At 28.8% G+C, this 25,288-nt stretch carries 21 protein-coding genes; 14 read left to right on the forward strand and 7 right to left on the reverse strand.

Annotated features, from left to right (window positions below; all coding sequences use genetic code 11):
• Positions 1 to 62 precede the first annotated feature (62 nt).
• On the reverse strand, positions 63 to 2,276 hold the full coding sequence (metG, locus tag ACPKM0_RS06625; protein WP_472474489.1) for a methionine--tRNA ligase: 2,214 nt from the start codon (positions 2,274 to 2,276) through the stop codon (positions 63 to 65).
• A gap of 270 nt (positions 2,277 to 2,546) precedes the next feature.
• Here metG and hflK point away from each other — a divergent pair, with 270 nt between their 5' ends.
• The 6 genes from hflK (at position 2,547) to ACPKM0_RS06655 (ending at position 9,084) form a co-directional block, all read left to right on the forward strand.
• A complete protein-coding gene (gene hflK / locus ACPKM0_RS06630; RefSeq protein WP_472474491.1) occupies positions 2,547 to 3,560 on the forward strand; it encodes an FtsH protease activity modulator HflK in 1,014 nt (337 codons plus the stop codon).
• Positions 3,560 to 4,543, forward strand: a complete 984-nt coding sequence (hflC, locus tag ACPKM0_RS06635) for a protease modulator HflC (RefSeq protein WP_472474493.1) — start codon at positions 3,560 to 3,562, stop codon at positions 4,541 to 4,543. Before hflK ends, hflC begins: the two co-directional genes overlap by 1 nt.
• Before the next feature lie 213 nt (positions 4,544 to 4,756).
• Positions 4,757 to 5,800 carry an N-acetyl-gamma-glutamyl-phosphate reductase gene (argC, locus tag ACPKM0_RS06640; protein WP_472474495.1) on the forward strand — a complete coding sequence of 348 codons (1,044 nt, stop codon included), beginning with the start codon at positions 4,757 to 4,759 and terminating at the stop codon, positions 5,798 to 5,800.
• 12 nt (positions 5,801 to 5,812) lie between these two features.
• Positions 5,813 to 7,033, forward strand: a complete 1,221-nt coding sequence (gene argJ, locus ACPKM0_RS06645) for a bifunctional ornithine acetyltransferase/N-acetylglutamate synthase (protein ID WP_472474497.1) — start codon at positions 5,813 to 5,815, stop codon at positions 7,031 to 7,033.
• 1 nt (position 7,034) lies between these two features.
• Complete coding sequence (gene argB, locus ACPKM0_RS06650) at positions 7,035 to 7,910, forward strand: acetylglutamate kinase (RefSeq protein WP_472474499.1); 876 nt, start codon at positions 7,035 to 7,037, stop codon at positions 7,908 to 7,910.
• Positions 7,903 to 9,084, forward strand: coding sequence for an acetylornithine/succinylornithine family transaminase (locus ACPKM0_RS06655; protein ID WP_472474501.1), 1,182 nt, complete (start codon positions 7,903 to 7,905; stop codon positions 9,082 to 9,084). The genes argB and ACPKM0_RS06655 overlap by 8 nt, the downstream gene beginning before the upstream one ends.
• Before the next feature lie 38 nt (positions 9,085 to 9,122).
• Here the strand turns inward: ACPKM0_RS06655 and ACPKM0_RS06660 are convergent, their stop codons facing one another.
• The 4 genes from ACPKM0_RS06660 to ACPKM0_RS06675 all read right to left on the reverse strand — a co-directional run bounded on the left by ACPKM0_RS06660 (position 9,123) and on the right by ACPKM0_RS06675 (position 14,527).
• Complete coding sequence (locus ACPKM0_RS06660; protein WP_472474502.1) at positions 9,123 to 10,583, reverse strand: pyridoxal phosphate-dependent decarboxylase family protein; 1,461 nt, start codon at positions 10,581 to 10,583, stop codon at positions 9,123 to 9,125.
• Positions 10,570 to 11,910 carry a diaminobutyrate--2-oxoglutarate transaminase family protein gene (locus ACPKM0_RS06665; protein ID WP_472474503.1) on the reverse strand — a complete coding sequence of 447 codons (1,341 nt, stop codon included), beginning with the start codon at positions 11,908 to 11,910 and terminating at the stop codon, positions 10,570 to 10,572. The genes ACPKM0_RS06660 and ACPKM0_RS06665 overlap by 14 nt, the downstream gene beginning before the upstream one ends.
• Before the next feature lie 236 nt (positions 11,911 to 12,146).
• Positions 12,147 to 13,775 (reverse strand): hypothetical protein, encoded by a 1,629-nt coding sequence (locus tag ACPKM0_RS06670; protein WP_472474505.1) that lies wholly within the window; start codon positions 13,773 to 13,775, stop codon positions 12,147 to 12,149.
• Complete coding sequence (locus ACPKM0_RS06675) at positions 13,772 to 14,527, reverse strand: ABC transporter ATP-binding protein (RefSeq protein ID WP_472474507.1); 756 nt, start codon at positions 14,525 to 14,527, stop codon at positions 13,772 to 13,774. The genes ACPKM0_RS06670 and ACPKM0_RS06675 overlap by 4 nt, the downstream gene beginning before the upstream one ends.
• 301 nt (positions 14,528 to 14,828) lie before the next feature.
• Here ACPKM0_RS06675 and ACPKM0_RS06680 point away from each other — a divergent pair, with 301 nt between their 5' ends.
• From ACPKM0_RS06680 to tnpA, 5 genes are all read left to right on the forward strand, one after another.
• A complete protein-coding gene (locus tag ACPKM0_RS06680) occupies positions 14,829 to 16,049 on the forward strand; it encodes an argininosuccinate synthase (RefSeq protein WP_472474509.1) in 1,221 nt (406 codons plus the stop codon).
• A gap of 123 nt (positions 16,050 to 16,172) precedes the next feature.
• On the forward strand, positions 16,173 to 16,643 hold the full coding sequence (locus ACPKM0_RS06685) for a nucleoside deaminase (protein ID WP_472474511.1): 471 nt from the start codon (positions 16,173 to 16,175) through the stop codon (positions 16,641 to 16,643).
• A gap of 114 nt (positions 16,644 to 16,757) precedes the next feature.
• A complete protein-coding gene (locus tag ACPKM0_RS06690; protein ID WP_472474513.1) occupies positions 16,758 to 17,633 on the forward strand; it encodes an NAD(P)-dependent oxidoreductase in 876 nt (291 codons plus the stop codon).
• A gap of 14 nt (positions 17,634 to 17,647) precedes the next feature.
• A complete protein-coding gene (locus tag ACPKM0_RS06695) occupies positions 17,648 to 18,946 on the forward strand; it encodes a citrate synthase (RefSeq protein ID WP_472474515.1) in 1,299 nt (432 codons plus the stop codon).
• A gap of 135 nt (positions 18,947 to 19,081) precedes the next feature.
• Positions 19,082 to 19,483, forward strand: coding sequence for an IS200/IS605 family transposase (tnpA, locus tag ACPKM0_RS06700; protein ID WP_472474517.1), 402 nt, complete (start codon positions 19,082 to 19,084; stop codon positions 19,481 to 19,483).
• A gap of 51 nt (positions 19,484 to 19,534) precedes the next feature.
• On the opposite strand, the gene ACPKM0_RS06705 is transcribed toward tnpA, so the two are convergent.
• The gene (locus ACPKM0_RS06705; protein ID WP_472474519.1) at positions 19,535 to 21,478 is read right to left on the reverse strand and encodes an aconitate hydratase; all 1,944 of its coding nucleotides are present in this window, start codon (positions 21,476 to 21,478) and stop codon (positions 19,535 to 19,537) included.
• A 99-nt stretch (positions 21,479 to 21,577) separates the two neighbouring features.
• Positions 21,578 to 22,747 (reverse strand): MFS transporter, encoded by a 1,170-nt coding sequence (locus ACPKM0_RS06710; RefSeq protein WP_472474521.1) that lies wholly within the window; start codon positions 22,745 to 22,747, stop codon positions 21,578 to 21,580.
• Between the two features lie 89 nt (positions 22,748 to 22,836).
• Between ACPKM0_RS06710 and ACPKM0_RS06715 the strand changes: the two genes are divergently transcribed.
• From ACPKM0_RS06715 to ACPKM0_RS06725, 3 genes are all read left to right on the forward strand, one after another.
• A complete protein-coding gene (locus ACPKM0_RS06715) occupies positions 22,837 to 23,286 on the forward strand; it encodes a divergent PAP2 family protein (RefSeq protein ID WP_472474523.1) in 450 nt (149 codons plus the stop codon).
• A gap of 193 nt (positions 23,287 to 23,479) precedes the next feature.
• Positions 23,480 to 24,241, forward strand: a complete 762-nt coding sequence (locus tag ACPKM0_RS06720) for a transporter substrate-binding domain-containing protein (protein WP_472474525.1) — start codon at positions 23,480 to 23,482, stop codon at positions 24,239 to 24,241.
• A gap of 104 nt (positions 24,242 to 24,345) precedes the next feature.
• Positions 24,346 to 25,236: a DUF368 domain-containing protein gene (locus ACPKM0_RS06725; protein ID WP_472474527.1), complete on the forward strand. Its 891-nt coding sequence runs from the start codon at positions 24,346 to 24,348 to the stop codon at positions 25,234 to 25,236.
• Positions 25,237 to 25,288 lie beyond the last annotated feature (52 nt).

The following is a 25,288-nucleotide window of genomic DNA, read 5'->3' on the forward strand; positions in this document are numbered from 1 at the left end:
TATTAAAAAACAAGCCACATAAAAAATGCAGCTTGCTTTAGTTTTATAATAATTAATATTTACTAACCAACTTCACCATTTACATATACTTTAGCAGTTAAAGTTTTTCCGTCTTCAGCTTTTATAGCTTTACCATCAACTTTAACTACACCTTCTTCTGTATACATTGGCATACTAAAGAATTTAGATCCTTTAACATAACATCTTGCAGCTTCAGGATTAGAAGTACCTTCAGGTAATAAAGTAGTACCTACTTCAAATTCATCAGCAAAAAGAACTTCACAAGTTGAATGATCTTCATCATCTTTTGCACTAGCTGCTAACAACATACCTCTTGATTTAACACCTCTAAATTTTGCAGGTTTCAAATTTCTAACAAGCACAATATTTTTATTTAATAGTTCTTCAGCACTGTAGTAAGGAACGATTGAAGAAACAATTGTTCTATCATCATCTTCATCACCAGTATCTAATTTTAAAATATAAAGTTTATCACCTTCAGGGTGTTTTTCAACTTCAACAATCTTTGATACAACTAAATCAACACGAGAAGCAAATTCATCAGCTACACTTAAGCTTTCTTTATTTTCTTCCACTTTCTTATCTCCTATCTTCTTCTCTCTTTCAGCTTGAGAACCACTAAATCTAGTTCTAAATTCTTCAATTTTGTCATCTTCAAGTTTTGAGAATAATAATTCAATTTCACCAATAGTTTTAATACTATCATCAAACTTTCCTAAATCTGACCAATTAGCATTTTCGCAATTTACAAATTTAAGAATTTTTTTACTTGTTTGTGGCATATAAGGTTCTACTAAAACACCTAAATCTCTAATTAAATAAACTAAAGTTCTAAGAAGTTTAGCAGCACTTTCAGGATCTTCTTTTCTACATCTCCATGGTTCTCCATCTTGGAAAGCTTTATTACCAATAGAAGATAAGAAGAATATATTTCTTAATGCATCTCTTTCGCCAGCTCTTTCAAATAGTTCATCAATTTTCTTTTCTTTTTCAAGAATTTGTTCAATCAACTCATTATCAAATTCACCTTCAGGAACTTTACCATCATAGAATCTATTAAGGAATGACAAAGTTCTATTAACAAGGTTTGATAAATTACCAATTAACTCACCATTAACTTTTTCTTGGAAATCTGCCCAAGAGAACATAACATCTGATTTTTCAGGCCTATTATAGAACATGTAAAAACGCCAAACATCACTTGGAATTTTAGTATCCATAACATCATTACCAAAAATACCAACACCAAGACTTTTTGAGAATTTTCCACCTTCATAATTTAAATACTCAGTAGAACTCATATGATGAAGCATTGTCCAGTTTTCACCAGTTGCTAATAATGATGATGGGAAAATAACTGTATGGAAAGGAATGTTATCTTTACCAATGAATTGATACAATTCAGTATCTTCAGGACTTTGCCACCATTTCTTATAATCTTCTACAGCATAAGCTGAGATTGAAATATAACCAATAGGTGCATCAAACCATACATAGAAAACTTTATCTTCATATCCTTCTTTAGGAACAGGAATACCCCATTTTAAATCTCTAGTTATAGCTCTTTCTTTTAAACCATCACGAATCCAGCTCTTAGTTACTTGAACAGCATTTTTAGCCCAAAATCCATTTACAGAAGCTTCATTCATCCATTCTTCTAATAAAGGCAATACTTTAGGTAAATCTATATATAAATGCTTTGTTCGTTTAACTTCAGGTGTTGTACCACAAACACTACAACGTGGATTTATTAATTCTGTTGGCTCTAAAAGTGTTGAACAATTATCACATTGATCACCTTTTGCATTTTCACTTCCACAATGGGGGCATGTGCCTAATACATATCTATCAGCTAAGAATCTATCACAATTTGGGCAATAAAGTTGTTCAATTTCACCTTCTCTAATATAACCGGCTTCATCAACTTTCTTAAATATATGTTGAACAATTTCAGTTTGTTTTTCTGTACTTGTTCTTCCAAAGTAATCAAAGTTTATATCAAACCATTTATAAATATCCTTATGAATTTTATGATAATGGTCACATAATTCTCTGGGGGTAACACCTTGTTGTAATGCTCTAGTTTCAGTAGCTGTACCATATTCATCTGTTCCACAAACATATAAAGTTTCATATCCTTTTGATCTACAAAATCTTGCAAATACATCAGCAGATAAAACTTGAGTCAAATTACCTAAATGTGGAATATTATTTACATAAGGTAGTGCTGAAGTAACTAGTCTTTTTTTCTTCATAAAAACCTCCAGGTTCTTAAAAAATACAATATTTTTTTTAATGCTTTTGCTATAATATAATTGAAATAACAAATTTTCAACCTATATAGATATTATTTAATCTCATAATTTTAAAATATAGTGGTAATAATAAATATTTTATAAAAAATACAACTTTTCCTATTATTTCTTATGTAAAAACTATGATTATCTTGAAATAGCTTGACCGATAGTACAAATCATAGTTACATTTAAGATATAAGAGACAAATAATACTCTCGAGGAGATGAAATGGATCAAGAACCTTTTAAACCAGCAAATAATAATAAAAAACTGAATATCAGTCCTAAACTGGTTATTTGGCTATTAGTTGCTATCATTGCTCTTGCATCAGCTATGTCTAGTTTTTTCGTTGTCGACCAAACTGAGCAAGCTGTTATTACAAGATTTGGAAGATATAGTAGAACAGTTGGACCTGGTTTACAAACTAAAATTCCTCTAGGAATTGAAAAAGCTTACACCGTTCCAACACAAGTTGTACAAACAATGACTTTTGGTTACAGAAGCACAATTAATACTAGCCCATTAATCGCTAGCACTGATTATCCTTCTGAATCAATTATGCTAACAGGCGATTTAAATATCATTGATCTTGAATGGATTGTTCAATATCAAATAAGCAATCCACAACAATGGTTATTTAATGTATATGAAAAAGAAAAAACTATTAGAGACATTAGTCAAAGTACAATGAACCAATTAGTTGGCGATTTACCAATACTTTCAGTTATGACTAGTGAAAGAACTAATATAGAAATTCTTGCACAAGAACAAATGCAAGATACTTTAGACTCTTATGGGTTAGGTATCAAAGTTGTAACTGTAAAACTTCAAAACATTGTTCCACCTGAAGGTGACGTACAAAATGCTTTTGAAGATGTTAACAAAGCTATCCAAGATATGAATAGATATATTAACGAAGGTAAAGAACAATACAACTCAGTTATTCCTAAAGCTCAAGGTGAAGCAAAACAACAAATTCAAATTGCTGAAGGTTATGCTAAGGAAAGAGTTAATAATGCAAAAGGTGATGTTGCAAGATTTAACAGTATGAGAAATACATACGAACAAAGTAAAGAAATTACAGCAGACAGACTATACATTGAAACAATGGAAGAAATCATGAGTGAAGGAAGTAGTAACTTAACCTTAATTGATAAAGATTTAGAAAACTTCCTCCCTATTTCTCAAATTCAAAATTCTAATAGCACCGTGGTAGCACCAACAACAGGAGGTATTAACTAATGAAAAAATTCATAACTACTCTAGTTGTTATACTAGCACTATTAATAGTATTTATTTTACTAGGACCTTTCTATACTTTAGATGAAGGTGAACAATCAGTTGTTACTAGATTTGGTAAGATTATTCAAACAGAAGATTCAGCTGGTCTTAAATTTAAAATGCCAGTTATTGATAATGTATTAATTTACCCTAAAAAAGTTTTATCTTGGGATGGAGAAGCTCAAAGAATTCCAACAAAAGAAAATCAATTTATTTGGGTTGATACAACTGCTAGATGGAAGATTAGTGACCCAGCTAAATACTATGAAACAGTTAATACTTTAAGTAATGGTATTTCGAGACTTAATGACATATTAGACTCAACTGTTAGAACGGTTATTTCTGAAAACTCATTAAATGAAGCTGTAAGAAATTCAAACCAAATTAATGAAATTAAAATAGAAGAAAATGTTCAAAATCTTGAAAATGTACAAGATTCAGAAACTTTAAGACAAGTTACTAGCACTTCTACACTTCAAGAAACAATTAGCATTGGTCGTGAAGGATTATCTTCTAAAATGTATGATATGGCAGATACTTTCACAGAAGCTTATGGTATAGAATTGATAGACATTGTTATTCGTCAAATTAGATATAGTGATGATTTAACTCAAAGTGTTTATCAAAGAATGATAAAAGAAAGAAATCAGATTGCTGAAGCATATAGATCTTACGGTCAAGGTCAACTAGCTGAATGGAGTGGTAAAACAGAGAGTGAACAAAAAAATATTATCTCTTCAGCTTATGCAGAAAGTGAAGAAATAAAAGGTATAGCAGATGCAGAAGCTGCTCAAATTTATGCAGATGCTTATGAAGCTGATCCTTACTTCTTTAAATTATGGAGAACTTTAGAATCTTATAAAAAAACTATACCTGATTTAAATAAAGTATTAACAACAGATATGGAATATTTCGATTTACTTTATGGTATAGACGTAAAATAAAAATTATTTCTAACTTACAACTTTATAACTTGGATACAATTAAATGTATCCAAGTTTTTTTTGTATATATATCAACTTATTTTTAAATATTTATTAGCCATATGTATAAATATTAAGTAATAGTAAAACTTTTTGTATAAATATTAATTTTTACTTGATTAATATGAATATTTATTGTATAAATATGCTAAATTATCATATAGGAGATAGAATATGTTAAAAGTTGGTGTAGTTGGAGCTACAGGATATTCTGGAGCTAAACTAGTACAATTATTATTAAATCATCAAGAAGTAAATATTGTTTATTTAGGCTCAAAAAGCCATAGTGGTATGTTATTAAGTGATATATATAAAAACTTTTCTCCATTTACTAATCTTTTATTAGAAAATTTAGAGTTATTAGAAGTTAGTAAATTATGCGATGTTGTTTTCTTAGCATTACCTAGCAGAGTAGCAAAAGATATGATAACACAAGAAGTACTAAATAATACTGTTATAATAGACTTAGGTGCAGATTTTAGATTAGAAGATCCTAAAACATACGAAACTTGGTATGGAGCACAAGCTGCAGAAGAAAATATTTTAAATCAAGCTATTTATGGATTAACAGATATCTATAAAGATAAAGTAAAAGATACTAAATTAATTGCAAATCCAGGATGCTACACTACATGTTCAATTCTATCTTTAGCTCCCCTAGTTCAAAATAAATTAATAAATACTGAAACCATTATAATAGATGCTAAAAGTGGAGTAACAGGTGCTGGTAAAAGCTTAAATTACAACTCTCTCTATTGTGAAGCAAACGAAAACATAAAAGCTTATGGAATAACATCACATAGACACACTCCTGAAATTGAACAAGAACTATCTAAATTAGCAAATAAAGAAATCAAAATTCAATTTACACCTCACTTAATTCCTATGAATAGAGGAATATTAGCAACAAGTTATGCAAAACTAAAAGATAGTGTAACTGAAGAGGAAATTATAAAGGCATATGATAATTTTTACAAAGATTGTGAGTTTGTTAATTTCTTAGGTAAAGATAAAATTGTTGAAACAAAATATGTAAAAGATACTAATCGTATCGATATATCTTTTTATATTGATAAGAGATTAAATAATATTATCGTATTAGGTGCAATAGATAACTTAGTAAAAGGTGCAAGTGGACAAGCTATAGAAAATATGAACCTACATTTTGGTTTTGATCAATATTTAGGATTAACTCAATTTTCATCAACTCCGCTATAAGGAAAAAGTAAAATGTATAAAAAACTTCAAAACCCAACACTTCCAAAAGGCTATAAAACCAATGGTATAGCTTGTGGACTAAAAAAAGTAAAAAAAGATATGGCTATAATAGTTAGTGATACACTAGGAGTTAGTGCAGGAACATACACAACTAATAAAGTTAAAGCTGCTCCAGTAAAATGGGATAAAAAACTAACAGATAACAAATTTAAAACTAAAGCTATAATTGTAAACAGTGGTAATGCTAATGCATGCACATCTATTCAAGGTGATAAAGACAATGAAGATATAGCTATAGAAGTTGCTAAAAATTTAAACTGCGAAAAAGAAAATGTTTTAGTTTGTTCTACAGGTGTTATAGGTGTTCCATTAAACATGGAAACATATAAAAAAGGTATTAATACAATCGTAAAAACCATTGAAGATAAAGATGAAAATCTAAATAATTTTAATGAAGCTATTCTTACAACTGATACAACTAAAAAAACAGTTTCAGTCAAAACGGAAATTGATGGAAAAGAAATAACAATTACAGGTTCTGCTAAAGGCTCTGGTATGATTCATCCTAATATGGCAACAATGTTAAGCTTTATTATTACTGATGCAAATATTAGTCAAAAAACCATTCAAACATTACTAGGTAATACAATAGAAGATACATATAACATGATTAGTGTTGATGGAGATACTAGTACTAATGATACAGTTCTAGTCTTAGCAAACGGAGCTGCAAAAAATACTGAAATTAAAAAAGGCACAAAGGACTTTGAAAATTTTAAAGAAGCTTTTGTCTTTGTGAATACTTATCTTGCAAAAGCAATAGTTAAAGATGGTGAAGGTGCAAGTAAATTTATTGAAGTTATAGCTAACGGCGCAAAATCTAAAGAAGATGCTAAAATTTTAGTTAAATCAGTAATTAGTTCTAGCTTAGTGAAATGTGCTTTCTTTGGTAGCGATGCTAACTGGGGAAGAATATTATGCAGTATGGGATACAGTGATGCCGAATTTGATGTAGATAAAGTTTCAATTAATTTTGAAAGTGAATTTGGAAATATTAATGTTGTAAAAAATGGTATCCCTATTAACTTTAATGAAGAAATTGCTAAAAAAATATTATTAGAAAAAACTATTAAAGTCTTCATTACATTAGGAGATGGAAATAGCTCTGCAAAAGCTTGGGGATGCGACTTAAGCTATGATTATGTAAAAATTAATGGAGATTATAGGAGCTAATATGCAAGAATATATAAAAAAAGCTGATGTATTAATAGAAGCTATTCCATATATAAGAAAATTCGCAGACACAACTGTAGTAGTTAAATATGGTGGTTCTGCAATGAGTAGCGAAAAATTAAAAAACTCAATTATACAAGATATTTCAATGCTAAAATATTTAGGTGTTAATATTGTAGTAGTTCATGGTGGTGGAAAAGATATAACTAACACACTTAAAAAAATGAACAAAGAAACACAATTTATTAATGGTTTGAGAGTAACTGATAAAGAAACTGCAAAAATTGCTGAAATGGTATTATCTGGCTCTATTTCTAAAGGCCTTGTTCAAGATTTACAATCTCATGGTTTAAACGCAGTTGGTGTTAGTGGAAAAGATGGCAACACTCTAGAAGTATCAAAAGAAATAAAAGAAGTTGATTTAGGATTTGTTGGAAAAATAGATAAAGTTAATACTGAATTAATTGATACTCTTTTAGAAAAAAATTATATTCCTGTTTTTTCTCCTATAGCAAGTGATGAAAAGGGAAATACCTATAATATAAATGCTGATTATGCTGCTAGTGCAATAGCGGCTGCTCTAAAAGCTCAAAAATTAATTTTCTTAACTGATACTAATGGAATATTAGAAAATAAAGATAATAATGAGAGTTCTATCAGTAGATTAACTAAAGAACAAGCAAAAAATTATATTAAAGATGGGACTATAAAAGGTGGAATGATACCAAAAGTTCAATGCTGTATTGAAGCTGTTGAAAAAGGTGTTAAATCTATTCACATATTAGATGGTAATTTAGAACACTCCATTTTATTAGAAATATTTACTTCTAAAGGATGTGGAACTATGATGTTTAAAAAAGGAGAATTCAATGAATAATCAAATAGAACAATCTAAAAATGTAATATTAAATACTTATTCCAAATTTCCAATAGTGTTTGAGAAAGGTGAAGGAAATTATTTAATAGACACCGAAGGTAATAAATATCTTGATTTTGTAGCGGGAATAGCAGTAAACGCCTTAGGTTATAACAACCCTGAGATAAAAGAAGCAATTACTGAAGTTCTTTATAACGGCGTTTTACATACTTCAAATTTATATTGGCACCCATATGAATTAAAAGCTGCATCAAAATTAATTAAACTTTCAGGTTTAGAAAAAGCTTTCTATTGTAACAGTGGTGCAGAGGCTAACGAAGCAGCTCTAAAACTTGCTAGAAAATTTGGTTCTAAAGATAATAGATATAAAATAATATCAATGAATCACTCTTTCCACGGAAGAACATACGGTGCAGTTACAGCTACAGGACAACCTAAATACCATAAAAACTTCTTCCCTCTTTTAACAGGAATAGAATACGCAGACTATAATGATTTAGAAAGTGTAAAAAATAAAATAGATAATGACGTGTGTGCAATAATAGTAGAACCATTACAAGGAGAAGGTGGAATAATACCTGCAACTCAAGAGTTTTTAAGTGGTCTTAGAACTCTGTGTGATGAAAACAATTTATTGTTAATTTTTGATGAAGTTCAATGTGGAATGGGAAGAAGTGGAAAACCTTTCTGTTATCAAAACTTTGATGTTAAACCGGATATATTAACACTTGCTAAGGCTCTAGGTGGTGGAATACCTTGCGGCGCCATGGTTGTAGGTAAAAAGGCTGACAATGTATTTGTCCCAGGTGATCACGCATCAACTTTTGGTGGTAATTTGGTTGCACTTAATGCGTCTGCTACAGTATTGAGTAAATTAGAAGATACTAACTTCATTAAAGAAGTACAAGAAAAAGGTAAATTACTAACTGAAGGATTACAAAACTTAGCTAATAAATATCCTGAGAAAATTGATTGTGTTAGAGGACTTGGTTTAATGCAAGGAATCGTTGTAAAAGTAGATCCAATTCTAATAATTAATGAATGTTTAAAAGAAAAATTATTATTAGTTAGAGCTGCTAGCGATGTGGTAAGATTTGTACCACCATTAACCATCAAAAAAGATGAAATTGAATTAATGTTAAAGATTCTAGATAATGTCATATTCAAACTTTAACTAAAAACTTTTTGGGAGATATTAATATCTCCCATTTTTTATTTATAAAGTTTGATTTTTTCATCTTTTACTATATTACTAATAGATTTAATAATATGTCCCAAATCATAAATATCAACTAAAGGATTAAGTAAAGTACATTTTAAATAGACTTTTTCATTTATACTTGTTTGTCCTATAACTAGCCCGTACTCATGTATTAATAATTTCCTGATTTTTTTATTTAAGTTATTAGATCCTTTATATCTAAAAACTACAGAACTTAATTCAGGCTCTATCAAAGTAGTAAAATTATCTTCTAAATCTAACAAACTAAACAATTTATAAGCATTAGATAATGAAAGATCTACAATATTTGCAAAACCTGAAACTCCTTGAGTTTGCAAAGAAACCCACACTTTTAATGCATCAAAGCGTCGTGTAGTTTGAATAGTTTTCCCAACTAGATTAGTATATCCATCTTCTTCATCTTCTTCCCTATTTAAATAATCCGCATGTAATTGATAAGGTTCTAACAAGCTCTTATTATTAACTAGAAAAACACTACAGCTAATAGGAATTAAAAACATTTTATGAAAATCTACTGTAATAGAATTAGACAATTCTATTCCTTCAATTTTATATTTATTTTTGTCACTAAATATTAAAGCTCCACCATAAGCTGCATCACTATGTAAATACATGTTATATTTGTCGCAAATTTTTCTTATTTCTTTAATATCATCAATACTACCAAAATCAGTTGTTCCAATAGTTGCGATTACAGCAATCGGAATATTATTATCTTTTATGTCTTGCTCAATCATTTCTATAAGTTTATTCGTATCTAACTTATAAGCCTCATCAACTTCTACTTTTCGTATACTATTATAACCTAGACCTAAAATATGTGCAGATTTTTCAACCGAAAAATGAGAAACAGAAGAAGTATATATTCTAAACTTCGAATAATTATTTGGTAATCCTTCCTTTTTTATATCATGATGTAAAACTTCATTACAATACCAATCTCTTGCACACATTATTCCACTAAAATTAGACTGAGTACCACCAGAGGTAAATACACCATCGCTATTTTCATTAAAGCCATACAATTTACAAAGTAATTTTATTACAATTAATTCAACTTCTGTAGCAATTGGACTTTGATCCCAAGAATCTAAGGATTGGTTAAATGTTGATATTATTAATTCAGTAGCTATTGCTTCTATTAATGAAGGGCTATGTAAATGTGCCATATAATTTTTAGATGATGTATATAAAAAATTTGGTAAGATCTTTCTAGACATTAGCTCTAATACTTCATCGTATGACTTTCCATTATTAGGTAATAAATCAATATTGCTTAATTCCTCTTTTAATTTATCAGGGGTTAAGCCTTTGTAAGCTTTAGTCGAATTGTAAGCTTTAACGATTGCTTTAGAAGTTTTTGATATAATTTCTTGATAATATTCCTTAGATTTAATATTACTTGTTAATAATAAATTATCTATATTCACTATCAACCTCCTTTACTGCACTTGAGAAAATATCAAACATTAAATCTATTTCTTTATAGCTTACATTTAATGCACATAATACTCTCATAACAGAACCATATCTGCCACCTTTTTCCATAATTAAGTGCTTAGCAAAGCATTTTTTTTGAACTAATGCAGAAATTTCACCAGAATAAGGAAAACAATTAAGAGAATCTTTTTCACCATTAGGATTAATAAATTCAATACCTATCATTAAGCCTTTTCCTCTAACATCCCCTATTATTGAAACTTCATTTTTTAAATTATTTAATTTATTTATTAAGTAATCACCCTTTTCCTTAACTTCTCTTAGAAACTTTTTTTGACAAACCTTTTTCATTAATACTGTGCCTGCAGCCATGGCTAATTGATTGCCCCTAAAAGTTCCTGCATGGGAGCCTGCATCCCATACATCATATTTATTATCATAAATTACTAAGCTCATTGGCTGTGCACCACCTATCGCTTTAGAAACTAAAATAGCATCCGGAGTAACATCAGCATATTCATGTGCAAAAAATTTCCCACTTCTTCCTATACCACATTGGATTTCATCAAAAATTAATGGAATATCTAATTCTCTTGTTATCCTTCTAATTTCTTTTAAAAATTTAATAGGTGCTACAATGACCCCACCTTCACCTTGAATGGGTTCAAGAATTACTGCTGCAGGTTTAGTAATACCAGATTCTGGATCTTTTAATGTTCTCTCAAAATATGCAATAGCAGCATCAACACCAGTTTCTCCACCAATCCCAAATGGGCATCTATAAGAATTAGGGAAAGGGAAAAAATGAACATCCGGCATTAATGAAGCTACTTTTTCTTTTGCTCCTAAATTTCCAGTTAGAGCTAAGGCTCCATGTCCCATTCCATGATATGCCCCGCTAAATGCAATAACAGTTCTACGATTTGTAACAGTTTTAAACAACTTAATTACAGCATCAACAGCATCAGTCCCTGATGGGCTACAAAATTGAATTTTAGCTCTATCTTTTAATCCTGCTGGTAAGTTCTCAATTAAAGTTTGTACAAATAAATCTTTGGTAGGAGTAATTAAATCAAGAGTATGAAGAGGAGCTTCACTTGAAATTAAATCGATCATTGCTTTATTCACTTCAGGATTATTATGACCTAAAGCAAGTGTTCCAGCACCACAAAGAAAATCTAAATATTTATTTCCTTCCACATCTTCTAAATATGACCCATATGCTTTATTTAAAGCAAAAGGGAATTTCCTAGGATAGCTCCTAGCATTGGACTCAAATGCATTTTGTCTATTTATATAATAGTCATTATTTTTCATTTGGTTACTTCCTTAATTAAAATTTTTCACCAAACCTCTTTTATTAGTTTAAAAAATAACTTTTTATAGTGGTTTTCTAGCTAGGGAGAATATATCTAAATTTTCAAAAAAGCTAGTCTAAAATAGCTAAAAAACAAACTTTTTTATTTTTTTAAAAAAATACAAAATAAAGGATTTATTATAAATATACTAAAACTAGTTAATATTAATAAATCCTTATATTATATACAATTAAATTAAATTAATATGTTATTAGCAGCTTTGTAAGTTAATTTCTTGAATACAAAACTAATTATAATTGAAACTATAATAGCTAATAAAACAAATTCAAGTTTAAAAAAAACTATCAATATAGAAGGAGCTATTACCAATACACCAACTAACATTCCTATAGCACCATTCATATTCCTTTTCATAGCGGCAACCCCTACTTCCCATTCTAATTTAGGATTAGAATAATCTAAGAAAAGCCCTGATAATGATATGTTTATACTATTGATTATAAATAAAGGTATCATCCAAATGAAATTAATCATATTTATATCAAACATAACAACAAATACAATTAAATAAATTATTTGAATCATTGTAATAAATATCAAATGGAAAGCAACTTTTGCTTTTACAATTTTCTTAACATCGATTGGAAGAATTTTATTTAATTTAAACAAATGTCCTTCTCTACTAACTGAAGTCGAAGAAATTAATACCATAGCAGCAAACAAATGAACTATAGTATAAATTATAGCTATAAAATAGGTAGAACTTGAAAACTCCTCAATCAATTCACTTATTTCTTCTAAACTACCTGAAAATTGCCATACAATAATTAATATAATAGGAATTAACATTTCAGAAATACTTTCTGATAAAAATCCTTTTTCACTTCCTAAAATGTAAAATTCTCTTTTTATTAATGATAAAAATAAATTATTAGAAGCAAATTTAAATTCTTTATTATTTATATTTTTCCTTGCTTTATTTTCATTATTATTAGCAAGAGTTATAAGATTCATACATTTTTCAAACAACGGTGCAATAATAGCAGCTGCCAATAAAAAAACTGCAACAGTAAATAAAATATATGAAAAAAGAGAGTACGTTTTGAAAAAAGTAGATCCCATAAGGGAGAAATAAGGAAGAGATCCAATAGATACAATATAATTATTCAAAGCTACTAATTGATCTATAGCTGCTCCTTCAAAAGCTAATCTAGTCATTTGATTTGCACTTTTAGATAAATACAAAATTCCAAAAATAAACGGTCCATTATTAAATATAAAGTCTACAATTTTAATACTTCGACCTCTAAATATTGTAATCTTTAAAATGACTAATAAACTACTAATAACTAAAGGGACAATAGGCAATAAAAAGAATAGAAAAAAGGATGAAAATACAGAAAGAGAGGAAAATCCAAAATAATAAAAAATTGCTACAATCATAGGTAAAGTAACTATGATATTTAATAAAAGAGAATAAGCATAATTTGCTAAAAATTTTGCAAAATAAAACTCAGATTTAGATATTGGTAAAAGTCTCCATATTTTAGTATCTTTCCCTCTAAAATATGTATGTTCCAAATATGTTGTACTTATAAATAATAAAAACAAAGTACTTGAGAAAGTACAAAAAGCAATACCTTCTTTTTCTATTTGTAACATTTTTGAAATTTTAATATATCCAAAATAGTTTGAACCTAATAAATAAATAAAACTTGAAGCAATCAAAATAATGCCTAAAAGTCTTAACACTTTATTTAATAAAGTATTCTTACTTTTTCCTGCACTAGAGACAAATTGCTCTAATGGTTTTGAAGCAATTAATTGATGCTTTACTAAATCAAATACTAAATTTATTCTCATAAAAGTGCCTCATCAACAACAGATTCTAAATCTTCATTCCCTGTAATTTCTAAGAACATTTTTTCAAGTGAAGAATTTTCATTTTCATTAAACTCTTTTAAAGTTGCATTAAATACTAATTCACCTTTATTTATTATTCCAATCGAATCACAAAGATTTTGTGCAACTTCCATTACATGAGTTGAAAAAAATACAGTTCCACCTTTGTCGCAAAATCTTCTCATTACATCTTTTAATATATATGAAGCTTTTGGATCTAATCCAACCATAGGTTCATCTAATACTAATATTTTAGGCTCGTGTATTAAAGCAGCAATAACACCAAGTTTTTGTTTCATCCCATGAGAATATGAAGAGATACGATCATTTATTGCTTTTTCTAAATTAAACAACTTGCAAAGTCGTTGAGCTCTTTCATTTCTATCATCATCATTAACATTAAAAACATCACAGATAAATGAAAGATGCTGCATTCCTGTCATTTTTTCATAAAATAATGGTTCATCTGGAACAAATCCTATTATACTTTTAATATCAAAGCTATTTGTTAAAACATCTTTTTCATCAACCACAATTGAACCACTTGTTGGAGAGAGAACTCCCATTAACATATTTATAGTCGTACTCTTTCCTGCACCATTTGGTCCTAGAAAACCAAAAATTTCTCCCCTTTTTACTTTAAAATTTAAATCTTTTACTGCAAAAGGCTTTTCCTTTTGATACTGTTTACTCAAATTTTTAAATTCAATCATACTACTAACCTCATAAATAGATATCATTTTGATATCACATTTATTATCAAATACAAAATTCAATTTGTCAAGAGGCAAGCTTTTTTAAGTAAAAACCTAATAAACATACATAAATACATAAATATTTTTGCATATAAAACCAATTAAAATGAATATTTATCAAAAAAATACATCATATTTGAAAAAAATCATTGATTTTTTAAATATTTATTCAAAAAAGTACTTGAACATTAATGCATATTTATGCATAATAAGCTCAATTAAAAAATAAAAAATAAATATTAACAAATAGGATAAAGTCATGGATAAGAAAAAAGTTGTTTTAGCATATAGCGGTGGATTAGATACTTCTGTTATATTAAAATGGTTAGCAAATCAAGGATTTGAAGTAATTGCTTATGTTGCAAATGTTGGTCAACAAGAAGATTTTAAAGCAGTTGAAGAAAAAGCTTATGCAAGTGGAGCTTCTAAAGTTTACATTGAAGACTTGAGAGAAGAATTAGTAACAGATTATGTTATTCCTGCAATGAAAGCAAATGCTATTTATGAAGGAACATATCTTTTAGGTACTTCTATTGCACGTCCTATTATTGCAAAACGTCACGTTGAAATTGCAAAGAAAGAAAATACAGTATACGTTGCTCATGGGGCTACTGGTAAAGGTAATGACCAAGTACGTTTTGAATTTGGATATTATATGCACATGCCTGAAGTAAAAATAATTGCACCTTGGAAAGATCCTGTATGGTTAAATGAATTTGAAGGCCGTTCAGATATGATTAACTATGCAAAGAAATATGATATTCCAATAAAAGCATCAACAAAAAAACCTTTCAGTGAAGATGAAAATTTAATTCATATTTCTCATGAAGCTGGTATCTTAGAAGATGCAGCAATGAGATGTCCTGAAGATGTATATAGTTTATCAGTATCATTAAAAGATGCTCCTGATGAAGAAACATTATTAAGTTTTGAATTTAAAGATGGTGTTCCTGTATCAGTTACAAATGAAACTACTAATGAAACAGTAACAGACCCATTAGAAATGATTTTATATCTAAACAAAGTTGGTCATGACAATGCTATCGGAAGAGTAGATATGGTTGAAAACCGTTATATTGGTATTAAATCACGTGGTGTTTATGAAACTCCAGGATGTTCAATCCTATGGCAAGCTCACCATAACTTAGAAGGTATTACTATGGATAAAGAAGTTATGCATCTAAGAGATAGCTTAATGCCAAAATATGCAGAATTAGTATATAACGGTTATTGGCATGCTCCTGAATTTAACATGCTTGAAGCAGCTATGGAACAAAGCCAAGTAAACGTAACAGGCACTTCTAAAGTAGCACTATACAAAGGTAATATTATCATGGCAGGTATCTCAAGTGATGTATCTTTATATAATGAAGAATTAGGCTCTATGGAAATTAGTGGTGGTTATGAACCAATAGATTGTAAAGGATTTATTAACATTAATGCTATTCGCTTAATGGCTTCTGCAGAAAGAGATAACTAAATTTTAAAGCATAAAAACGGGAGATACTAATTTATTTTAGTATCTCTTTTTTTAAATACATGTTGCATAAGGACAATTTTTTATTCTATACTTATTAAGTAAAAAGAGACTAGAGAGAAAAATATGAGTAAATCAATAATGGAAATGGCTATAGAAAAAGCAGATAAAACAATGTCATTAGGCATTGGTGGACCTTTTGGTGCAGCTATTGTTGATAAAAATAATAATATTTATGTAGCTAGTAATTCTGTCTTAGATACACATGATGCAACAGCTCATGCTGAAGTAAATGCAATTAGAAAAGCTTCTAAAGCATTACAAACTCATGATTTTTCAGGTTGCACACTTTATACTACATGCTATCCTTGTCCCATGTGCTTAAGTGCGGCGATTTGGGCCAATATCGATAAAATAGTTTATGGATGCACAAAAGAAGACGCCGCAGAAATTGGATTTAGAGACGATTTTATCTACAACTACATTCAAAATAACTGCAATGATGAAGACATCGTAAAACTAGAACAACAAGATAGAGAAAAAACATTAGCTTTATTTAAGAAATATAAAGAAAAAGAAGACCATACAATTTACTAATATTTCTAAAATAGAGCCAGATTCCAAAGAATCTGGTTTTTTAGTATAATCAACACATAAATATAACAAATATATAATATTAATTATGATAGAATGCAACACAAGGAGGATTAAATGAATAAAATAGGCTGGATTGGTACTGGTGTTATGGGTTTATCCATGTGCAAAAGGTTATTAGAAAATAATTTTGAAATCAATGTATATAATAGGACAAAATCGAAAGCCCAAGAATTAATTAATTTAGGTGCAACTTATTATAATTCTCCAAAAGAAATTGCTGAAAACAGTGATCTTGTATTTACAATAGTTGGCTTTGTAAGTGATGTTGAAGAAGTATATTTTGGAGAAAAGGGACTTTTTGCGGCAGCAAAGAAAGGCCAAATCTTTTGTGATATGACAACAACAAGCCCCACCCTTTCTAAAAAGATATATATTAAAGGTCAAGAGATTGGAGTTGAAACTCTAGATGCACCAGTATCAGGAGGAGATGTTGGAGCTAAAAACGGTACACTTTCAATTATGGTTGGCGGAAACAAAGAAACTTTTGCGAAATTAGAAAAATATTTTAAGATTTTAGGAAAAAGCTATATCCTTGAAGGACCCGCTGGAGCTGGCAGTCATACTAAAATGGCAAACCAAATAACAATAGCAGGTACAATGGGTGGTGTATGTGAAGCATTATTATATGCTGAAAAAAACGGCCTTGATTTAAACACTTTAGTTAACACGATAAAAAGTGGTGCAGCAGGTTGTTGGTCATTAGATAATTTAGCACCTAGAATAATAAATGATAATTATGATCCAGGTTTTTATATTGATCATTTTATTAAAGATATGAAAATTGCACTCGATGAGTGTAAGAAATTAAATATTACTCTCCCTACACTTAATTTAGTAGAACAACTTTATGAAAAACTTCAAAATGATGGAAAGGGAAAGTTCGGAACACAAGCTCTTATTTTAGCATTAAGAGAAATAAACTATAATTAGGACAAGGAGAAGATATGAATATAGAAAAAAAAGCAGCAACACTAAAATATGATAATAAAGAAATTGAGTTAGATTTAATACATGACAATGTTGATGTAACTTCAATAAACATTTCAACTTTAAGAAATGAAACTGGTATGATAACTTATGACCCTGGTTTTGCTAATACAGGATCATGTCAAAGTTCTATTTGCTTTGTTGATGGAGAAAAAGGTATTTTAAGATATCGTGGATATGATTTAGAAGATTTAGTTGAAAATTGCGATTTTGTTGAAGTTGCTTATCTTTTAGTAAAAGAAGAACTTCCTACACGTGAACAAAGATATGAATATCAAGAATTATTAAATAAGCACTCAATGCTTCACACTGATATGCAATTATTCTTTAGAAGCTATCCTCAAAGAGCTCATCCAATGAGTATATTATCAGCTATGGTTGCTTCTCTTTCAGCTTTCTACCCTGAATTAGAAAATGATGATAATCCTGAAGACCATTTAGATTTAACTGTTACAAGATTATTATCTAAAATGCGTACAATTGCAGCATATACTTATAGACAATCAAAAGGTCAAGACATTGTTAATCCTTCATATAAATATTCATATTGTGAAAACTTTTTACATATGATGTTTGATTCTCCTGTCAAAAACTATGTTCCTGACCCTAAGCAAATTGACGCATTAAACAAATTATTAATATTACATGCAGACCATGAGCAAAACTGTTCAACTACTGCTGTAAGATTAGTTGGCTCCTCTGCAGCAAATCTATACGCTTCAGTTTCTGCTGGTTGTTGTGCTCTTTGGGGTAAAAAACATGGTGGAGCAAACCAAGCTGTTTTAGAAATGCTTGAAAACATTTTAAATGAAGGTTGGTCGGTTGATGAAGTAATTAAAAAAGCTAAAGACAAAAATGACGACTTTAGATTATCTGGGTTTGGCCATAGAGTTTATAAAACATATGATCCTCGTGCAAAAATTGCTAAAAAATTATGTGCTGATGTATTAGGAGATGATGCTAATAATGATCCATTATTAAAAATAGCACTTCAACTTGAAGAAGAGGCTCTAAGTGATCAATATTTTATTGATAGAAATTTATATCCAAATGTTGATTTCTATACTGGAATCATATTCCATTATATGGGCATACCATCCTCTATGTTTACTGTTATGTTTGCATTAGGAAGGCTACCTGGTTGGATAGCTCACTATCTTGAATGGAAAAAAGATCCATATCAAAAGATTGGTAGACCTAGACAAGTATATACAGGTCCTAGCCATAGAAAAGTTGTACCTATCGATGAAAGATAGATAAATTGACACTTATTGCATTATAAAGCAATAAGTGTTTTTTTAACTTATTCTTAGTAATTTAAATAAATAAATTACTAAATAGAATTAGATTTAATCCTTTTATATTTAGATTTTTAATGTTATCCTTATCCCATGAAAAATAAACGTTGGAAAACAAGTGAAGATACTACATCAAACCTTTATTACCACATTCTATGGTGTGTAAAATACAAAAAAGAACTTCTAGTAGATAAAGTAAAAGAAAGATTAGAATACTTATTATATGAAAAATCAAGAGAGATTGATGTAATAATTGTATCTATAGAAATAATGCCGGAATGTGTTCATTTATTTGTAAAAGCAAACCCTGAAGATAGCCCTCATTACATAGTTCAACAGTTTAAAGGTCATACTTCTAAAATCCTAAGAAATGAATTTAGTCCACTAAAAACTAAAATACCAACACTTTGGACAAGAAATTATTATGTTTCAAGTTTTGGGATACTCAATGAATCTGAAATCAATACTTATTTAGAAAGCCAAAAAGACAAATAAAAAAAGAGGTAGTATCTTTTAACTACCCCCTTAATTTAGTTTATTATAAATCTATTCTTCTTTTAATAGATTTAATAATCCACCAGCTAATAACATATCTAATTGTGCTTTTGTGATATCACATTTCATTTTAATATTTCTATCTCCAATTTTTACAATTATTGGATTGTCTTCAAGATTTGCCATTGTAATTTGATCAGGTAAATCTTCAATTTGAATTTTTTCCCCTTGTTTAATGTTTTTATAATCTTCTTCATCAATAAATGTTAAAGGGACGATACCAAAGTTACATAAATTGTTTTGATGAATTCTTTCAATAGATACAGCTAAAACAACCTTTACACCCAAATACATTGGACAAATAGCTGCATGCTCTCTTGATGAGCCTTGACCATAAGACGCTCCTGCAACAATAAAGTTATGAATATTATTTTCTTTATTTGCTTTACAACGTGTTGCAAAAGTTGGATCTGTATTTTCAAAAACAAATTCTGAATATGCAGGTATATTTGATCTATATTTTAATCTAGCTCCAGCTGGCATAATATGATCTGTTGTAATTTTATCACCAACTTTTATTGTAATCTCCCCATCAACAACAAATGGTAAAGCTTCATTTTTAGGTGGGTTACCAATATTTGGGCCTCTAAATATTTCAATATCGCTTGAATCTTCAGGAGGGAAAACAAACATAGAATCATCCGTAATAAACTTTTCTACAACAGTAGCCTCTGGATAATCAATACCATTATCATCTAAAGGATTAGTAAATACACCAGTAATAGCACTTAATGCTGCAGTTTCAGGACTTACAAGATATAGTTGAGCATCTTTAGTTCCACTTCTACCTTCGAAGTTTCTATTAGATGTTCTAAGTGATACTCCATGACTTTTTGGACTTTGATGGTTACCAATACAGAAACCACAAGCACTTTCCAAAATTCTTGCACCAGATTTAATTAATTTTGCTAAACTACCATCTTCACTTAACATAAGTAAAACTTCTCTACTACCTGGAGCAATTCCTAAACTTACACTAGGATGTACAGTTTTACCATCTAAAATTGCAGCAACTTTCTTTAAATCATCATAACTTGAATTAGTACATGAACCAATTAAAACTTGATCAACCTTTTTACCTTTAAGTTCTTCAATAGTTTTAATATTACCAGGACTATGAGGGCAAGCACATAAAGGTTCTACCTTAGATAAATCTATTTCAAAAAGGTCATCGTATACAGCACCTTCATCAGCTTTTAATTCTCTGTATAAATCGCCTCTATTTTGTGCTTCTAAAAAAGCTTTTGTCTTTTCATCACTTGGGAAAACACTAGTAGTTACACCACACTCAGCACCCATATTACAAATAGTAGCTCTTTGAGGAACTTCTAATGATTTAACACCTTCTCCTGTATATTCAAAAATACAATTTACATTGCCTTTTACACCAAATTTTTGTAAAACAGTTAAAATTACATCTTTTGCAGTAACCCATGGTCTAAGTTTATTAGATAATCTAATTTCAATTACCTTTGGAGTAATTATATGAAAAGGTTTTCCAGCCATAGCTACAGCAATATCTAATCCACCAGCACCAATAGCAATCATAGATAAACCACCACCAGTTGGAGTATGAGAATCACTACCTAATAAAGTTTTACCAGGTTCTCCAAATCTTTCTAAATGCACTTGGTGACATATACCATTACCAGGTCTTGAAAAAACAATACCTTTTTTTGCAGCTACACTTTGTAAATATTTATGATCATCAGCATTTTCAAAACCAACTTGAACAGTGTTATGGTCAACATAACTTACAGCTAGTTCATTTTTTACTTTATCAATTTTCATAGATTCAAATTGTAAATATGCCATAGTACCTGTTGCATCTTGAGTCAAAGTTTGATCAATTTTAATACCAATAGGACTTCCAACTTGATAATCCCCTTCTACTAAATGATCCTGTAATATTTTCTCTGTTAATGTTTTTGCCATATAATTTCACTCCTATTAGTAATAAATTATAATGAGAATATAATAATATTCAACCGCTCAAAATAAAATCTTTTTGATTTATTTATATAATATCCTTTATCAATCTCTTTTAATTACAAAAAAGAAAAATACTATTTCAATAACTATTACTATCAACATCAAAATACCAAAAGAAAACAATGCATTACTAAAACCTAGATGCTCATATATATAGCCACTAATAATTGAACCAAAAACTAACCCACTAGTTAATACAACTTCATGAATTGTCATTCTCTTTGTTCTATTTAAAGCACCACTAACTCCATGAAAGATACTTTGTAGATACATTAGTGAAAAAACTAAACCAAAAATCATAAAGGAAAGAAAGAAAGCTAAATAAGAAGTACACATAGCAGTTATAAAACATAAAATAGCTAAAATAATTTGACATGCAATAATATAAAAACTTTTAAAATGCCAAAAACTCATCTTACCTAAATAATAAAATGCCAAACAGCTAATAATTCCCTTACTCCATAGAAGGAAACCTATACGTGTTTCATTTATTAATAAATCATTTTTTGCATAAAGTGGAAAAATATTTATAAACATACCAAAAAAGAAATATGCTAAAAAAACAGCTATCCAAGAAAAATATCTAAGAGGTGTACTTTTATCAACTAAACTTACTTTTTCATTATATTTTTTCTCACTTTCTACAGCCTTCAAATATGGAATACGAGAAGTCATAAAAAAAACAATTACAGATAATATAATAAAGGAAATTATACTAACAATTAGAGGTAACATTACATTTATTTCTGTTAATACACCACAGATGATTGAAGAGAAAGCAACACCTAATCCCCATGAGAGATTAAAAAAGCTAATTGCCCTATTCAATTTTTCATTTTCTCTACCTCTTGAATACCAACTTGCCATATGAGGCCATAGTAATGCCATAAAAGCACCATATAATATCAAGCATATTAAAATTAAACTAAATGAATTAGAATTTAGAAATAATAATATAAATACACCCATACCAAATAATGATATATATATATTTAGACGAGGACTAATTGAATTTGTTGGCTTTTCTAAAAGCAAACAAAAAACAACATAAGAAATAGAGAAACTAGAAACCGTAATTGCTATAGTCGATGCTGAATAATTCATGACATCATTTAAATAATATACTAATGATAAATTTACACTAGCTATAATCATTTGAGCAAAAAACGAAACTAAACTTAAAAATAATAATTGCTTTGAATCTTGTTTCATTAAAATACTCTTTTTTATTTTTTTAATAGATTAACATAGTAAAAATAAAAAGTCTTGTTTTATTATGAAAAATAAGCTATTTTTCATATATGAACAATAATAACTTATTTATGAACGCACCTTTTTTATCTTCTTTTTTTGCTTGTATAATTGCTCAATTTGTAAAACCAATTATATCAGTAATAGTTGGAGATAAATTTGATTATAAAATGGCTTTTTCAACTGGAGGAATGCCTTCAAGTCATACAGCATCAGTTGTTGCAATAACAACAACTGTAGGAATACAATATGGTATTGGATCTCCCCTATTTGCTATTTGCGCTGTATTCGGATTAATAGTCATTCATGATGCTATGGGGATTAGAAATCAAGCAGGAAAACAAGCTGAATTATTAAATCAATGGAGCGAAATATTCAGCGAAGATGGTCGTTTTACACAAGCTAATTTAAAAACAATGCTAGGTCATACCTTTTCACAAGTATTTTTTGGTTTTGTTCTAGGCTTAATTGTTGGAATAATAGTACCTTTTGTAATATAAAGCTTTAATTAAAAAATGAAATAGAATCTTCCCTTTTGGGAAGTTTTTTTATATTTATTCATTAAATATTATATATATATACATTAAAATAAAAAAAATAATAAATAAATATACAAATAATATTGACATTATTTGTATATTTATGCATAATCAACAACATAATTAAACGATAAATCTAATTGGGAGATAATTTATGAAAAAAAATTTATTAGTATTATTAGGATTATTAGCAATCCTTAATTTCAATATTTATGCAAATGGTCAAGCGGAAGACGAAAATGTGTTAACAGTTGCAAGTAACTGTGAATGGCCTCCACTAGAATTTGTTGATGAAAATGGTGACTTAGCTGGTTTTGAAATTGAATTAATTCAGGCTTTAGAAACTGTAACTGATTACAAATTTGAAATTATCAACACAGCTTGGGATGGTATTTTTGCAGGTCTTGCTAACGGTGCATATGACTTCGTTGCTAGTGGTGTATCAGTAACAGAAGAAAGAAAACCAAAAATGGAATTCTCAACACCTATTATCGAAATTACACAAAGTATTATTGCTCCTGCATCTTCTACAGGTCTAGAAAGCATGGAAGATTTAAACAATACAACAATTGGTGTTCAAATTGGTACAACAGGACACTTAGTATTAATTGATAACGAAGATTTAGATGCAGAAGTAAAAGCATACGATAATATAGCATTAGCTATTGAAGATTTAATTAATGGTAATCTTGATTGTGTAGTAACAGATAGCGTTGTAGCTAGTGATTATGTTGTATTAAATGATAACTACCAAGGTAAAATTAAAATTACTGGTGTTGCAAGCAGTGAAACAGAACCGATTGCAATGGCATTCAAAAAAGGTGATTTAGAAACACTTAAAATTATTAATGATGGTCTAGCAGCATTAGAAGCTAATGGAGAATTAGCTAAACTTAAAGCAAAATGGAATTTATAATAAAATTTTAAATATTAGAATAAAGTGTGGAATTAATTTCCACGCTTTTTTTGTTATTGCATTTTTAATTAATTCACAATATCTTATAAAAATAAGGATTGGTTATGATTAATAATAGTATAAAAGGCTTTTGTATGGCTTTAGCTGATAGTATACCGGGAGTCTCCGGTGGTACAATTGCATATATTTTAGGTTTTTACGATAAGTTTCTATCAAGTTTAAACAATATATTTTCAAGAGATAAAAATGAGCAAAAATCAGCAATAACTTTTTTAGTTCAATTAATATTTGGCTGGTTGATAGGATTTATTTTAAGTATATTAATATTATCAACATTATTTACAAATCAAATATATTTTATGAGTTCTTTATTAATTGGATTAACTCTTTCTTCTATACCTTTAATACTAAAAGAAGAAAAGAATATCTTTAATAAAAATATTAAAGATATTATAAAATATACATTCTTTTTTATATTAGGATTTATTATTGTTATTTACATTTCTACAAATTCAGGATCTTCTTCTAACCAAGTTATTGATTTAAAAAATCTTACTTTTTTACTATCAATAAAGCTATTTTTTGTAGGTATGCTTGCTATTGCTACTATGATATTACCAGGAATTTCAGGGTCTTCATTATTAGTAATCTTTAAATTATATTTACCAATTATAAATGCATTAAAAGAATTTTTCCATTTTAACTTTACTTATTTTTTTGCTTTATTTATTTTTGGCTGTGGAATCTTATTCGGTGCAATAACTACCGTAAAAATAGTAAAGACAGCTTTAAAAAAGTATAGAGCTAGCACTCTTAGCTTTATTATTGGTTTAATACTTGCTGCTGTTTATTCAATTATCTTAGGTCCTACAACCTTAGAAATTCCAAAAGCCCCACTTAGTTTATCAACATTTAATATTATAGGGTTTTCTTTAGGGGTATTAATTATTTTCACACTCCATAAAATGCAAGCAAGAAAAAAAGATAACAATTAAATATTAGTGTTTTATGCATATATAATGAATATATATACATTTATCCTTGACT

It is taken from the genome of Pleomorphochaeta sp. (genome assembly GCF_050031695.1).
GTDB lineage: Bacteria > Spirochaetota > Spirochaetia > Sphaerochaetales > Sphaerochaetaceae > Pleomorphochaeta.